Source organism: Chryseobacterium vietnamense (genome assembly GCF_031454475.1).
GTDB lineage: Bacteria > Bacteroidota > Bacteroidia > Flavobacteriales > Weeksellaceae > Chryseobacterium > Chryseobacterium vietnamense.
The window spans coordinates 346,294-363,179 of record NZ_JAVDQX010000002.1 but is presented as its reverse complement, the minus strand read 5'-3'; the positions used below and the strand labels follow the sequence as shown (position 1 = coordinate 363,179).

The 16,886-nt window shown below is 35.9% G+C and carries 8 protein-coding genes; 3 read left to right on the top strand and 5 right to left on the bottom strand.

Annotation, left to right across the window (positions count from 1 at the left end; translation table 11 throughout):
- Positions 1-61: 61 nt before the first annotated feature.
- Genes J2786_RS10920 through J2786_RS10910 form a run of 3 tightly spaced genes read left to right on the top strand, consistent with a single transcriptional unit; the run spans position 62 to position 8,359 of the window.
- Complete coding sequence (locus J2786_RS10920; protein WP_082002036.1) at positions 62-5,089, top strand: translocation/assembly module TamB domain-containing protein; 5,028 nt, start codon at positions 62-64, stop codon at positions 5,087-5,089.
- Entirely contained in the window at positions 5,089-7,416 is a 2,328-nt protein-coding gene (gene tamL / locus J2786_RS10915; protein ID WP_047435144.1) for a translocation and assembly module lipoprotein TamL, read from the top strand. The genes J2786_RS10920 and tamL overlap by 1 nt, the downstream gene beginning before the upstream one ends.
- A 1-nt stretch (position 7,417) precedes the next feature.
- A complete protein-coding gene (locus tag J2786_RS10910; protein ID WP_047435146.1) occupies positions 7,418-8,359 on the top strand; it encodes a YihY/virulence factor BrkB family protein in 942 nt (313 codons plus the stop codon).
- A 109-nt stretch (positions 8,360-8,468) separates the two neighbouring features.
- Here the strand turns inward: J2786_RS10910 and argS are convergent, their stop codons facing one another.
- The 5 genes from argS to J2786_RS10885 form a co-directional block, all read right to left on the bottom strand.
- Positions 8,469-10,229: an arginine--tRNA ligase gene (gene argS / locus J2786_RS10905; RefSeq protein WP_047435151.1), complete on the bottom strand. Its 1,761-nt coding sequence runs from the start codon at positions 10,227-10,229 to the stop codon at positions 8,469-8,471.
- Positions 10,230-10,300: 71 nt separating this feature from the next.
- Complete coding sequence (locus J2786_RS10900; RefSeq protein ID WP_047435153.1) at positions 10,301-11,665, bottom strand: SusD/RagB family nutrient-binding outer membrane lipoprotein; 1,365 nt, start codon at positions 11,663-11,665, stop codon at positions 10,301-10,303.
- A gap of 2 nt (positions 11,666-11,667) precedes the next feature.
- Positions 11,668-14,586 carry a SusC/RagA family TonB-linked outer membrane protein gene (locus J2786_RS10895; protein ID WP_082002037.1) on the bottom strand — a complete coding sequence of 973 codons (2,919 nt, stop codon included), beginning with the start codon at positions 14,584-14,586 and terminating at the stop codon, positions 11,668-11,670.
- Between the two features lie 333 nt (positions 14,587-14,919).
- The gene (locus J2786_RS10890) at positions 14,920-15,366 is read right to left on the bottom strand and encodes a lipocalin-like domain-containing protein (protein WP_167497855.1); all 447 of its coding nucleotides are present in this window, start codon (positions 15,364-15,366) and stop codon (positions 14,920-14,922) included.
- A gap of 59 nt (positions 15,367-15,425) precedes the next feature.
- Positions 15,426-16,886 (bottom strand): SusD/RagB family nutrient-binding outer membrane lipoprotein, encoded by a 1,461-nt coding sequence (locus J2786_RS10885; RefSeq protein ID WP_047435160.1) that lies wholly within the window; start codon positions 16,884-16,886, stop codon positions 15,426-15,428.

The following is a 16,886-nucleotide window of genomic DNA, read 5'->3' as shown; positions in this document are numbered from 1 at the left end:
GGTACCACAACAAAGACCAAATAAAATAGTATTATTATCTTTGTTAGAAACCTCATCGCATTTGAAACTGAAAATCAACACCACAAAACTTTTAAGGCGTATTGCAATAACCTTTATTTCAATATTGGTTCTTCTTACCCTGTTGATCCTAAGCTTAAGGCTTCCTGCCGTTCAAAACTTTATCAAAGACAAGCTGATTGTTTATCTGGAAAAAAAGATCAAAACTCCTGTAAGCCTTGAAAGAGTCTATATAGGATTTCCCAACAGCCTTGTTATGGAGAATCTCTATCTCAAAGGACAGGATGTAGATACGCTTCTGGCCGTGAAAAAGCTGGATGTAGGGTTACATATGCTGAAGCTTCTTAATTCTACCGCAGATATTACGTCTGTTGAAATGCAGGGAGCACGTGCCAATGTGGTACGGAAACCGGACGGTAGATTCAATTTTGACTATATTATAGATGCTTTTGCTTCCAGTGATAAAGAAGAAAGTCCTTCCAAACCATTCATTATTTCTCTTGATAAAATTAATTTAAAAGATGTTGGGGTCACCTTCAATGACCAACAGTCGAAGAATGATATTCAGCTTTATTTTAAGTCTTTCGATACAAGGGTTAAAACTTTTGACCTTAGCAAAAACAAGTATGCGGTCAATGATATCAATCTTGACGGATTAAAATTAAAGTTAAAGCAGGGACTTGTAGAAGAAGTTGCTAAAAAAGTAGAGAAAAAAGTTGATTCTCTTAATGAAAAGAAGCCCATGAATATTGGGTTAAGAGGAATCAAGCTTACTCATTTTGATATTGACTACGGTGATGAAAATACCAAAACATTCGCAAAAGTTATATTCAAAGAGCTGAGCACAAAGGTTAACAAACTGGATCTGGAAAATAATGCTTTCAACGTAGCCAATATATTTCTTTCCGGAGCGGATATTGATGCCAATCTTTATCTTCCTGCTCAGAATGCCAATCCGAAAAAGGACAAAGAACCTGAAGTTTCTAAAGTTTCCGATCAGGATAAAGCGATGAAACTTCTTTTAGGAAAGCTTGTTTTGAATGATGTAAAGGTAAATTATAACAATACTGCTATCGCCCCAACTAAACAGGGAATGGACTTCAACCACCTTAATTTTTCCAAAATGAATGTGGAAGTAAGAAGCTTCAAAATGGAAAACAACACCTTTGCAGGAACAGTGAATTCTGCAGAAATCAAAGAAGGCAGAGGACTGGATATCCAAAAATTCAATACCGATTTCGTGTATGCAGAAAAGGAAGCATACCTGAAAGATCTTTATCTTCAAACTCCAAAAACCCTATTGCGTGATGAGGTTATTTTAAACTATAACTCAATCGATCAACTGAGTTCAAACTTAGGCGCTGTAAAGATTTCAGCCAACATCAAAGATTCAAAAATAGGATTCTCTGACATTTTGAATCTTGTTCCGACGTTGAAAAATACTGTCCCGTTTAATAAATATCCTAACGCTATTCTCAATGTAAACGCCAATGTAAAAGGGAGCGTGAATGATCTTTTAATTCAGGATCTTAAAGTTTCAGGCCTGGATCAGCTGAGGGTAATGGCATCCGGAAAGATCAAAAATGCAATGAATCCTGATCAGTTATATTATGATCTGAGAATCGGGGAGCTTTCATCCAATGCCAAGACAATATTCAATCTTGTCCCTAAAAATACAATTCCTTCCAATATTTCCCTTCCTTCCCATTTCAGTATCAAAGGAAATGCAAAAGGAACAACCAAAGTGGTGAATACAGATCTAAACCTGTACTCTACTTTGGGGAATGCGGCTGTTATCGCACAGGTAGACATGCGCAGAAAGAATCATGAACTGTATAATATAAAGGCTAATCTGCAGGGAATTCAGGTTGGAAAAATTATTCAGAATAAAGATATCGGTACTATCACCGCACAGATTTCTGCAAAAGGCGAAAGTTTTGATTTTAAAAATGCCAATGCGGACTTAAAAGGACATGTTGCTTCTGCTGTCTACAAAGGATACCGTTATCAAAACATGAATCTTACCGGAAAGATCAACAAAGGAGCATATCATGTTATTCTGGACTCAAAAGATCCGAATGCCAGTTTACAGCTGACCGCTTCCGGGGTGTATGATGAAAAAAATCCTACGGTAAAAGTGAATGGAGAAGTCATCAAACTGGATGTCAACAAGCTTGGCTTCTATGAAAAACCAATGATTATTGCCGGAAAAATTGATGGAGATTTCACCAGTCTGGATCCTAATAATCTGAACGGATATTTAAACCTTAAAGATTTTGCATTTTCAGATACCAAAGAAGTATATCCTGTACAGGAAGTCAATCTGAAAGCTTCTTCCACTCAGGATTCTACCCAGATTGTTTTCAATTCTCAGGTGGCAGATGTGGAGCTGAAAGGCAAATATAAACTTACCCAGATTTTTGGTGCGTTAACGAAAACTGTGAATCAGTATTATCAGTTCCAGAAGCCGGATAAAAGCCAGAAAATTGATCCGGGACAGCATTTTACCTTTACTGCAAAAATCAAAAATGATGATCTGATCAGGAAATTTGTTCCGGATCTGAAAGATTTTGAAACAATTAATCTGACAGGAAATTATGATGCAGATTCTCAGAAAATAGAGATTGACGGACAAATTCCAAGGTTATTATATGGTGAAAATACCATTGAAAAAGGAGCTTTAAAAGTAACGAATGAAAATCAGGCGTTGCAGTACAGTCTCAATGTTGCCGCATTAAAAAGCTCAAGTTTTTCTTTAAACAAAATCAATATCGACGGAGATGTTGCAGACAACACGATACGATATAATGTTACCACAAAAGACGAAAAAGATGCCACCCAATTCCTGATTGCCGGAAATGCAAAATCGTTGAATGATATTACAGAAATATCTCTGAACCCGAATGGCTTAAAACTCAACTATACGGATTGGAATGTGGCTGAAAACAACAAAATCCAGATCAGCAATAAAGGAATTCTGGCTGATAATTTCATTCTCTCCAATGGAAACAGTGAAATTGCCGTTCAGTCCGAAAGCAGCAGCCCAAGCAGTCCTCTGAATATTTCGTTGAAAGATTTCAAGATTGAAACCATTACAGAACTTATTAAAAAAGATACGGTTCTGGCAAGAGGAACTATTAACGGAACCGCACAGCTTCGTGATGTGACTAAAAATATGACCTTTACTTCGGACCTGAATATTTCTGATTTAATCGTCTATGGAAGTCCAGTCGGAAATCTTGCAGTAAAAGTGAACAATGCTTCACCAAAGGTTTTAAATGCTGACATTGCACTTTCAGGAAATAATAATGATGTAAAAATCCTGGGAGATTATAACACTTCTACGAGTACTTTCGATCTGAATATGGCGATCAACCAGCTTCAGATGAAGAGTATTCAAGGGTTTTCTATGAATGCAATTACCAATACGGAAGGTTATCTTTCAGGAAATTTAAAGATCACCGGAACTACTGATAAGCCTAATATTTTAGGAAAAGTAAAATTCAATGATGCAGGATTGGAAATTGCCAAAACCGGAAGTGATTTCAGACACCTGAGTGATGAAATCAATTTTACGAGCCAGGGAATTGAGTTTGATAAATTTAAAATTAAAGATAAAGACGGAAATGCTCTTGTTGTAGATGGACAGGTTCTGACACAGACGTACAGAGATTTTGCCTTTAACCTGAATGTGAATGCTAAAGACTTTAAAGTAGTCAATTCAGAAAAGTCCAATGATGCAATCATGTATGGTGTTCTTGCTATTGATGCCGGACTTCATATCCGCGGAAACCTTGATCTTCCAAAAGTAGATGGAAGACTGAGCGTGGCAGACAATACGGATTTCACTTTTGTTCTTCCTCAATCCAGCCCTACTTTACAGGAAAGAGATGGTATTGTAGAATTTGTAGATCAGGATCAGGTGGTTTTAAACAAAACGATCAAAGCAGATTCTCTTAATGCACAAAGCCGTATCAAAGGAATGGATGTAAGCGTTAATATTGAAGTCAGCAAAGAAGCAAAACTGTCGCTTATCATTGATAAAGCCAATGGTGATTTCGTACAGCTTCAGGGTGAAGCAGAATTAACCGGAGGAATAGACCCGTCAGGAAAGACCACATTGGTTGGGGTATATGAAGTGGAAAAAGGTAGTTATGATCTTTCGGTGAGTTTCCTGAAACGTAAATTTGACATCCAGAAAGGCAGCACCATCACCTGGACCGGTGAACCTACAACGGCTCAAATGGACATTACCGCAGTTTATAAAACAGAAGCACCGCCTATTGACCTTGTAGAACAGCAGATCAGTGGAGAAAGTGCTTCAACATTGAATCAGTTTAAGCAGAGAGTTCCTTTCAATGCTTTATTAAAAATGAAAGGGGAATTATTAAAACCTCAGCTTACTTTTGATATTACTACAGATGAAAAAAACAACTCTGTATCTACCAATGTAAAAGATGTTGTAGATCAGAAGCTTGCCCAAATCAGAACTCAGGAGTCTGAGCTGAATAAGCAAGTGTTTGCATTATTACTTCTGAACCGTTTCATCGGAGAAAATCCTTTTGAAAGCGGAGCCGGAATGTCTGCAGAGACCATGGCGAGACAGAGCGTGAGTAAAATTCTTTCTCAGCAGCTGAACAATCTTGCGGCAGGTTTGATTAAAGGGGTAGATCTTAATTTTGGGTTGGATTCTACAGAAGATTATTCCACTGGAGAGAAAAATACAAGAACCGATCTGAATGTTGACATCAGTAAAAAATTATTGAATGACCGTCTCAAAGTAACGGTAGGAAGTAATTTCGGACTGGAAGGCCAGGCGCGCCAGAATGAAAACATGACCAATATTGCGGGTAATGTTTCCGTAGATTACAGCCTTTCCAAAGATGGAAGGTATATGTTGCGTGCTTACCGTAAAGATGAATATCAGGTAGCTCTTCAGGGGCAGATCATAGAAACCGGAGTTGGATTTATCATTACATTGGATTATGACAAATTCCGGGAGATTTTCCAGAAATCTAAAGACAAGAAGCCGAAAAAGAATCAAAATAATCGAGTGGTAGAATTTAAATAATGAGTAATAAGTTCCATATATATTGTAAGTATCTGTTGGTTTCCGGAATGGCATCCACTGTGGTCTCGTGCAGCAATACAAGGTTTTTGAAAGAAGGCCAGATGCTTTACACCGGGGCCAAAGTAAAGATTGAAAATGATACAATTTCTAAAAAGGAAAAGAAAGATCTTCAGGCTGCATTAGAAGCCAATCTTACGCCAAAGCCCAATTCTACATTTTTAGGACTGCGCCCAAAGCTGTATTTTTATAATATTGCCAAAGAACCGAAAAAAGATAAAGGTTTTAATTACTGGCTTAAATATAAAGTGGGTGAAAAACCTGTGTTGTTAGGTGATGTAGACCGTGAATTCAATAAAGATATTATTGTCAATTATTCTGAAAACAAAGGCTACTTCAATGCAAAAGCTTCTTATGATACGGTTTCAAAGAATAAAAAAGCTCAGGTTATTTATACGGTAAAGCCAGGTTCCAGATATCTGATTGATGGTGTAAAATTCCAGAAAGATTCTACACTGGTCAATCAGGAAATCCAAAGCCTTACGGATAAAACCCTTCTTAAAAACGGAAGACCGTTTGACCTGGATGTCATCAAAGCTGAAAGAGACAGAATTGACAACAGGTTAAAAGAAAGAGGTTTTTATTATTTCCATCCTGATAATATTATTGTTCAGGCGGACAGTACGGTGAGCAAAAATCATAAAGTTGAACTTAATGTGAAACTGAAGGACAATACGCCGGATCTAGCAACTCAGCAGTTTAGTATTGATAATGTTATTGTATTTCCCAATTACAACATTCAGGATGTAAAAGATGGTAAATACAGTATACCGATGGACAAAGATTCTCTTTCCAAATATCGTTTCGACGACATTTACGTTATTGATCCGCAACATAAATTCAAACCAAAGATTTTTGACAGAGCCTTATATTTCAAAAAAGGAGATCTTTATAACCGTTCCAACCACAATCTTACCCTGAACCGATTAATCAGTCTGGGTGTCTTCAAATTTGTAAAGAACGAGTTTATCGTATCTGACTCTTTAAGCCATAAATTTGATGCGTATTATCTGTTAACCCCAAGACAAGTTCAGTCGCTTCGTCTGGAAGCATTGGGAAGAACAAACTCTGCCAACTATGCAGGTAGTGAGCTGAACCTGAACTGGACCCATAGAAATTTCTTCAGGGGCGCAGAGCAGTTTAAAGCAGCCATCTTCGGAGCTTTTGATTTCCAGATGGGAGGCGCTCAGAATGCCAATAATATTTTCCGTGCAGGAACGAATGTACAGCTTTCCATCCCGAGAATTGTGGCACCGTTCCGTTTTCATTCTTCCAGTGAGTTTGTTCCCAGAACAAATATTACATTGGGATATGAATTCCAGAACAGAACACAATATTATACCCTTAATAATTTTACCGGATCATTCGGATATGTATGGAAAGAAAATGCAAGAAAAGAACATGATCTGAAAGTGATTGATATTACATTGGTATCCCCGGCAAATGTTACGGAAGAATACCAAATTAAAGCTGATGCAAACCCAGCGATGGCAAGAGTTGTAGCAAAGCAGCTTATTTTCGGTCCGACCTATTCTTATACCTATACCAATACTATGCTTCCCAAGACCAATACCGTTTATTATAAGGGAACGCTTGATCTTGCAGGAAATATCACGGGATTGGTTACCGGAGCAGATGTAAAAAAAGATAAGGAAAAGAAAATATTTGGAATTCCTTTCAGCCAGTATGTAAAAATTGAAAACGATTTCAGGTTCTATCATAAGTTCACGGAAAAGTCTTCATTGGCTACGAGATTTATCGGAGGAATTGCTTATCCATACGGAAACTCAGAATTTGTTCCTTTCTCCAAGCAGTTTTTCTCAGGAGGTAGTAACAGTATCAGAGCATTCCGTGCAAGAACATTAGGGCCGGGAAGTTTTGACCCTAGAACGATAGATCCAGGGACTTATTTTGACCAGTCCGGAGATATCAAACTGGAATTAAATGCGGAATACCGCGCCAATCTTTATAAGTTTTTAAATGCAGCTGTTTTTGTAGATGCCGGAAATATCTGGCTGCTTCACGACGACAAAGACAGACCGGGAGCAAAGTTTTCAAAAGACTTTTTAAATGAAATTGCGGTGGGAGCCGGAGTAGGTCTGAGACTGGATTTTTCTATCCTGATTCTAAGACTGGATCTTGCCATGCCATTGAGAGTTCCTTACTATCAGAAAGGAGACAGATGGGCCTTCGATAAAATTAATTTCGGAGACTCTAACTGGAGAAAAGATAATCTTGTTTTAAATATTGCCATTGGATATCCATTTTAATATGATTAAAAATGCTAAATTTTTCTGGGAGGTTCTGAAAGATACATTTACTGAATGGAACAATTCTTCTGCATCAAAAGATTCAGCAAGTCTTGCCTATTATGCCATCTTTTCCATTCCCGGATTATTGATCATTATTATCTGGGTACTGGGAAATTTCTTTGGTGAAGAAGCTATCCGTGGGCAGATCAGCTCACAGATCAGCGGTATTATGGGTCCGGATGTGGCTAAAAGTATTGAAGGAATGCTGGCTGGTGCTCTTATTGACAAAAAGAATATTTTTATGAAGGCTGTTGGGGTAGGATCATTGGTTTTTGGTTCTACTACCCTGTTCTTTCAGCTTCAACACTCATTAAATACACTTTGGGAAGTTGAGGCCGCCCCTAAAAAGGCATTAGTGAAATTCTTACTGGACAGAGCGAATTCCCTGGGAATGATTCTTATTCTGGGATTTCTTCTGATGATCACCATGATTTTATCTTCTCTGATCAGCCTGTTTAATACGATTATCACCCAATATTTTGGTTTTGAAACCTATATGCTGGTAGAAACTGTGAATTTCGCCGTAGGTTTCGGTCTGGTTATGCTTTTATTTGCTTTAATGTTTAAAGTTCTGCCCGATGTTTTGGTCAGCTGGAAACCAGTATGGAAAGGTGCATTTCTGACTACTGTTTTATTTACATTGGGAAAATTTTTATTAAGTCTTTATTTTAATCAGGTAAAACCTACCTCAGCCTTTGGTGCTGCCGGAACTGTTATTCTGATTATGATGTGGATCAATTATTCTTGTATGCTGATATTCTTTGGTGCCGAATTCACCAAAGTGTATACCTACAAAAAAGGCTACAAAGTAATTCTTTCCAAACATGCACGATGGACTCCTGCTAAACTGTATGCGGATAGTCTGAAGCAGATGAGTGGTGAGAGTAATGATAAGGCGTAGATTCGGGTTGCGGGTTTCGAGATTTTGAGATTCGGGTTATTTCCCGCAAGACCAGATTATTAATTTATATACAAAAAAGCCTCCTGAATTTTTCAGGAGGCTTTCTATTTTACATTCTGTTTACGGTTCCGATTCCCAGCAACTCTAACGATTTTTTGATCGTCTTTGCTGTGATATCTGAAATATTTAAACGGAATTGTTTTACATTTTCATCTTCCTGATTCAGGATCGGATTATTCTGATAAAATGAGTTGTATGCTTTAACAAGGTCATAAACATAGTTGGCAACCAAAGCAGGGCTTAAGGTTTCTGCAGATTTAGCCACTATAGTTTTAAAGTTGGTCAGTTGCATAATCAATTCTTTTTCAGATTGATTCAATTCAATATCAGCAGTTTCTGTCTGTAAAGCACCTGCTTTTGACAATAATGACTGAATACGTGCATAAGTATATTGGATAAACGGACCTGTATTCCCATTAAAATCAATACTTTCTGCAGGGTTGAAAAGCATTTTTTTCTTAGGATCTACTTTAAGCATGAAATATTTCAATGCTCCCAATCCTACCGTTTCATAAGATGCTTCTTTCTCTTCATCTGAAAGGGTTTCTAATTTTCCTAATTCCTGAGCTTTAGATTTTGCCGTTTCATACATTTCCTGCATCAGGTCATCTGCATCAACTACAGTTCCTTCACGGGATTTCATTTTACCTTCAGGAAGCTCTACCATTCCGTAAGAAAGGTGGAATAACTGATCTGCCCATTCATATCCCAGTTTTTTCAGGATTTTAAATAAAACCTGGAAGTGGTAATCCTGTTCATTTCCAACAGTGTAAATCAGCTTTTGAATATTGTTTTGTTTAAAACGTTCAACTGCTGTTCCAAGATCCTGAGTCATGTAGACTGAGGTACCGTCTGAACGTAGTAACAGTTTCTGGTCAAGTCCTTCATCGGTAAGGTCACACCAAACAGAGCCGTCTTCTTTCTGATACAGAACTCCCTTATCCAAACCTGCCTGAATAAGATCTTTCCCTAAAATATAGGTATTGCTTTCATATTGAACCTGGTCAAAATCAACACCTAATCTTTTATAGGTTTCGTTGAATCCTTTATAAACCCATGAGTTCATTTCTGCCCAAAGCGCTCTTACTGTTTCATCTCCATTTTCCCAGTCCAGAAGCATTTTCTGAGCTTCCTTCATCACCGGAGCTTCTTTTTTTGCCTGCTCCTCTCCTACACCCTGCTCTACAAGCTCTGCAATTTCTTTTTTGTAGTTTTTATCAAATTCTACATAATAGTTTCCTACAAATTTATCACCTTTGGTATTCGTTGTTTCAGGAGTTTCTCCTTTACCGAATTTCTCCCAGGCCAGCATGGATTTACAGATATGAATCCCTCTATCATTGATAATCTGAGTTTTGATTACGTCATATCCTGCTTCCTTTAAAATCTGAGCTACAGAGAATCCTAATAAATTATTTCTGATATGCCCTAAATGCAATGGTTTATTGGTATTCGGTGACGAATATTCTACCATTACTGTAGCATTTTTCTTTTCTATAGTGGAGAAATTCTTGCTTACAGATCTTAAGTTATCTACAAACAATTGGTTTTTCACTTTAACATTCAGGAAGCCTTTTACTACATTAAAGCTTTCAAAAATTTCCGTCTGCTCTGTTAAAGCTTCACCTAATTCAACCCCGATACTTTCAGGATTTTTTTTCAATTGTTTTACCAAAGGGAAGGTAACAATGGTAAAATCACCCTCAAATTCCGTTTTATTTTCCTGAACTTCCAGTTTGATGTCTTTTAACTGATATACATTTAAAATAATTTCTGAAAGTTTTTGCTCTATGATATCTTTAATATTCATTTCAAAATTTTGAAGTACAAATATACGGAAATAAAAAAACCGCCCGAAGGCGGCTTAAAAGTTTAATAATTTTAGTTATCCCACCAAACGGGTATACTCACATCACTCACAACTGTTGCATTGTTATTTAATGTTCTCTCAGCTTTAGGAGTTATTAATCTTAATGGTATTTTTTTAGATTGGCTATTCTGGTTAGGCGCTAATATAGGGAAACCTGTACGTCTCCAATCATTATAAGGCTCCATTGTGGTAAACAAGGAAGAGTATTTTTGAGTAATAATGTTCTGTAATGTTACTGAGGCTGAAGCTGTAGTTGCAAAAGCTTGGTTATCAACACCTGTAACATCTAACAGAGATGCACTTACAGCAGCTTTCAAAGCAGTTTGAGCAGCTCCAGTATTTCCTAGTCTGAATTGTGCTTCTGCTTCTATGAATTTAATTTCACTATAACTAAATATTATATTTGGTGTACTTGCACTTCCTGCAAAATAGCTTCCAAATGGAGAAGCATCCGTGTTACTATCTTCCGGAGCTGATCCAGAATAGCCACCAGATGCATCTAATGCAGCATAATAAGGTAGCCTTGGATCACTACTATTTTTTAAAAGATCTATAAAATATTTCCCCATAGACATGTAACCTGATCTTTGATTATCAAATGCAAACCAAAGATTTTGATTATTTCCTCCATCAAAATTAGCAACTAAATTATCATCTTTAGAACTAAAAGAATTTTTTAAATAATTTAAAGCTTTCTCTGCAGCAACTGTACTACCCTCCCGCTGAGTAAGTCTTAGTGCATATCTTGCTTTTATAGCATATGCTAATTTTTTCCATTTGTCTATATTTCCTGCATAAAAAATATCATCACCTGCCGGTAGCCCTAAATTAGCACTACTAGGTTTTGATAAATCTACTATTGCACTATCAAGATAACTTTGAATTTGAGCAATAACATTTTGCTGAGTATCAAACTTTGGAGAAAAATTATCCACTCCTTGAAAAGCCTCTGAAAAAGGTACATCTCCCCACGTATCAGTTGCATAACCTATATTTAAGGCTAATAAAATCTTAGCCATACCTGAATAGTAAGGATATTTATCCCCAAACTGAGTAATAATTTGATGAAGATTTACTCCAGTCTTATAAATATTAGACCAATCTGTTTCATTATCCAATTCAGTTAAAAAATAATTGGTATAATCTAATGACTGAAACAGATTACCATTAGTGTGCTGAGTCAGCAAACTTATTTGTCTTGTCAGATTACCTGTTGAATTATTAATTGTTCCTACTTCTGTACCCGTAAATAAAGTTTTAGGAGATGTAACTTGTGTAGGATTATTGGGATTATCATTAAATGTATCTAGCTCATGCTGACAAGAATTGAGAAATAATCCGGCAATAATTATAGGTATGTATATAATTTTTTTCATAATTAAAAAGTAAATTTAAATGATAGTGTATAACTTCTTGTCCCTGGATTATTGAAGTAATCAAATCCATTAGTATTAGAACCTGCACCAGCAATAGAAGTTTCAGGGTCTACACCTTTGTAGTTAGTAATTAAAAATAAGTTTCTAGCCGAAAAAGTAACCTGAGCATCTCTTATAAAAGATAGAGTTTGGGTATTCGATAAAATTTTACCAAAATTATACGATAGGCTTACGTCTCTAAGTCTAAGCCAATTTATATCTTTTTCCATCTGTTGTTCATTCGCACTACCTGATCCGTCTCCTAAAAAGCTTGAATAATACAGTTTGTTATTAATTGTTTTCGTATTAGGAGCACCTGTTTCAGTAACACCAGGTATTGTATACATAGATGATCTGTCATCAGCAGAAACTTGCGTCATTCCTAACCTATTTAACCTCGCTAATGTTCCATTCCAAATGTCTCCACCTTTATGTATATCTAACAAAAAGCTTAATGACAAATTTTTATAACTAAAATTATTTCTAATTCCTCCTAACCAATCAGGATTAGGATTTCCTATAATTTGAGATTCTGCTGATACTAATGGTAAACCGTCAGATCCTATAATTAAATTTCCAGACATATCTCTTTCCCAAGCTGTTCCATAAAAAACACCCAAAGGCTGTCCTTTAATAATAGCGGGAACAACATTTCCCGAAAAGAAATCACCTCCTTCACTAGAGAAATTTAGATTGTCTTGTATTTCAACTACCTTATTTACGTTTTTAGCCCAGTTGAGGTTTACACTCCAGTTAAAGTTTTGATTTTTAAGAATATCATACCCTAGTTCTACTTCTAAACCTTTATTTTCAACTGTAGGGCCGTTGGTAAAATAATTTTGAAATCCAGAAGATGGTGCAACAGGAGCTTGAATGATTAGATCATAATTGGTTGATTTATAAGCGCTCGCATTTAAGTGTAATCTCTTAAATAATTCTAGTTCTAAACCAACTTCAAATTCGTCATTACGCTCAGGCTTTAAATTTGGATTTTTTGCAATGGTAGTTAGACCATAGGCTCCGACCCCCATGTATGGAGAAGTTAACTGTGGTCCAAATGTATCAAAATAGGCTGGAGTTCCATAAGTGTTAACAATATTGTATGGGTTAGCAGATGCAAAAGTTTTTGCATAAGCGACTCTTACTTTTCCTAAATTAACCCATTTTGGTAAATTTAATGTCTTATTAAACAGCCAAGATCCTGAAACAGAAGGATAAAAATAGGAACTATTTTGTTTTGGCAATGTACTGCTCCAATCATTTCTACCTGTTAATGTTAAATAAAACTGGTCATAAAATCCTAATTCTGCTGAAGCCAATATCCCTCTTTTGATTTGTTTAAAATCTGTATTATTGGCGACAAAAGTGGTAAAGTTAGAAAGGTTGAATTGATTCGGTTCCAACATTGTAGACCCTTGAGTATATTGATCATTTCCAAATTTAGAAATAATCTGCCCTCCAAAACTATAATTCAAATTAATGTTATCAGTAAAGTTAACTAACCCACTAAAGATTAAATCTAAATTATATTGACTTTGTGTATATGTATCTATAACAACCTGCCCGGTGCGGTCAGCCGTTGAATTACCATTACTTGAAAATGAATAATTCTGCTGAGCATGAGTTGTATAGGTATCAACTCCAGCTCTTAATAATACATTCAAAGCTTTATTATAATTATAAGTTAGGTAACCACTAATAATGGACCTGTTTGTCTCATCTTTATATGGATTATTATATACTGTATAATATGGATTATCATACGCTGCAAAATAATTTTTATTATATCCTTGTACAGTCTGATAATCTCTCAGATCATATGTTACTGGTGTTCTGAGTAATGACAACATTACCCCAGCAGTATTACTCCCTTTCTGAGCTCTTAATCCATTAGTATTTGAATACTTTACATCAGCACCAGCTTTTAGTTTATCGGTTAACTTAAATTCAGAATTTAAACCAAAACTTGTCTTTTTAAGCGATGTATTCGGAATAATCCCCGTTTGATCAATATGTCCAAATGAGGCTCTGAAATTACCATAATCCCCACCACCTGAAAAAGCCAGGTTATAATTTTGCGTAGTACCTGTTTCAAAAAAGTGTTTAGCATTATCATAGGCCTTCAAACCAGATACATTTGAAATTAATGGTCCCCAACTTTGATTGGTTCCCCCTGTGATAGGAATACCATCAGAGCCATATTGAGCAGGTGCAATATAGGTGACTCCATTAGTCCCAGCGGCATACGTATTTTGAAGTTTCGGCAAGCGAGTAATCATATCAAAAGATACAGCTGTAGAGAAATCAATTCCAATTCCTTTTCTTTTTCTACCTTTCTTACTTGTATAAATAATGACACCATTTCTTGCGTTTTCTCCATATAACGCAGCTGCAGCACCTCCTTTCAAAATTGATACACTCTCAATATCATCCGGATTTATATCAATAGCTCTGTTTGAATCATCTACTCCCGCCAAATTACTACCCTGCCCTGCATTATTATTGACAGAGTTATCAATGATCTGACCATCTAAAACTATAATAGGCTGGCTTGAAAGATTAATTGACTTTTGGCCTCTAATCAGAATTTTACTTGATGCTCCAGGAGTCCCAGATGAACCTGTAACTTGAATCCCTGCTGCCTTTCCCGCTAAGCCTTGAATAATATTTGCCTCTCCTGATTTTTTTAAATCATCTCCATTGACTTGTGATGTAGCATACCCTATTGTCTTTTTCTCCTTTTTAATCCCAAGTGCAGTTACCACCACACCTTCAATCTCTTTTGTCTGTGTAGTAGTATCTTTTTTCTTCTGTTGAGCATTTACAATAGCAACAGAAGAAGACAATACCACAACAAGCAGACTCATTGTTAGTTTCTTCATATGAAAATTAATTTTTACTTAGCAAAATTGTATTTTTGTTAACAATTCAACAAGCAAAACTTAAAAAAAATAAAAATAAACCAATAAAAAGAAGTAAAAACCAATAAAACAATTAAAAAAAAACGTCAAAAATTAAAATTTAAATAAAAAAAATAACATCAATTTTCCAATTGATGCCACTAAATCGACTTCTCAAAAATGAATCATAACACACTGAATAAGAGACTAATATAAACGTAAAAAACAAATTTAATTCACAAAATCCTTTATAAAAACGATTAAAAAAAAAAAAAACCGCCAAATGGCGGTTTTTTTATGCATAAACAAGAATATTTATTCTTTTCTAAAAACTAAGACTGCCTCGTCATTCCCAGGCGTATTGTCCAAGTTTTTACTATTGTCATTAATTCTAAGTTCAGAATCTGAATATGATTGTACCTGTTTCTTCATTGTTTTAGTAACTCCAGCATCTGTATACGTGATTGTAAGAGTATTATATAATTTATCATAAGTCCATTTTCCTACAAAAGAATCTGATAAATTACAATTCCCTGAAGCACTTGATTCATATCGATCATAAGCTCCTGAGAAATCTGCATTAATCATAATTACACCTTTGTCTTCACAATCATTCAATGTAATATTTTTACCTCTGAATTCATATTTAAATGGTCGCCAGGTTCCATTTATACTTGCATCATTTGTCACAACATTGTTATCATCATCATTAGAACATGAGGCTACTCCCATTAATAAAAGAATTCCAATAAAATATTTCATAATTAAGTATTTTCTATATCCGGCTAATACTATTACCATTAACCGGATTATTATTCAAATTAAAACTTATCCCAGAAGATCTTCGTTGACACTTTATCTCCTCCTATTTTTGCAGCTGCTGCGTTTACGTTGGTAGCATTCAACAGATATTCCTGATCAGAATAACGCATTCTAACTGGAACTGCTTCTACTCTGGAGTTTGAAGGATTTACGAATACTGGGAAGTCTAGTCTTCTTGCAAAGTTCCATGCCTGGAAACCTTTATTAAACATTGCAACCCATGATTGCTCTCCAATGGATTTTTTCCAATTAACAGCATCATATGGATTAGCCAAAACGTATGCTTCAGTGTTGACACTACTTACCCCGTATTCAGTCATGGAAGCTCTAATTGCATCAGCATATAAAGTGGCTGCTGCACCTCCCACACTGAACCCTCTTTGTGCGGCTTCAGCTCTTAAAAACATAATTTCTGTATAATCCAACAAGAAACCTTGAGCGTTTTCTCCTGAAATAGCATTTGTGAAATGAGAGTATTGTCCGAAAACGTTTTGCTTAGCATATTTTCCTCCGATATATGCGCCTCCCACAGTTGTAAACCAAATAGCTCTTCTTGGGTCATTCTTACCATTCATAAAATTCATTAAGACATCAGATGGTAAAAAGTCATTTCTACCAGATTGAATTACATCCTGATAAACAGGGTTTGATAATAACCCTGAAGGGAAAGTCTGTAAACCGAAGTTGTCTAATTTATCAGTAAATAACCCTCCTGAATATGCTGCTTCAGCATACGTTTTAGCCAGAGCGGGTTCTACATCTGAAAGAGCAACTGCCAGTCTAAACTTCAAAGAATTTCCCATTTTCTTCCATTTGGACATGTCTCCTTTATAAATCAGATCATTGGAATATCCTGTATCTGAAGTATCAATCATAGCAAGAGCAGCATCTATTCTTTTTATTAGATCAAGATAAACAGTCTTTGCATCATCATAAGGAATTTCTGAATTCCCAGGATTATCTGCTGTTGCCTTAAGAGCTCCAAAATAAGGGATATCTCCGTAGGTATCTACTAAATTGGCCCATGCATACACATTTACCAATTCAATCATAGCAATATTATTTTTCTTCTTAGCAGTAGCCACTCCTTCATCTTCAAGAAATTTTCTGGCATCTCTCAGTGCTGAAAGAACTCCCGGAGAATTTACTGTAGCTGAAGAAGAAGACATCATACGGTTGTAATGATTTCTCGGGATAGGTCTTGAAACCATGTCATATCTTGATTCGTCAATATATGTTGTTTCTGACCATTGCTGTGTAAAAAATCTCGAAATATTTCGGTTAACATTAACGTTCAATATCTGATCCAGTAAAACCTGTTCAGCACTTGCAAAAAGTACTCCGGAAGGCACTACTGTCGGGTGCTTAGGATCTTCATTCAATGAGGTAATATCTCTTTCACAAGAGGTAAAAGTTAATGATAATGAAGCCAAGCCTATAATTAAAAATATTTTTTTCAT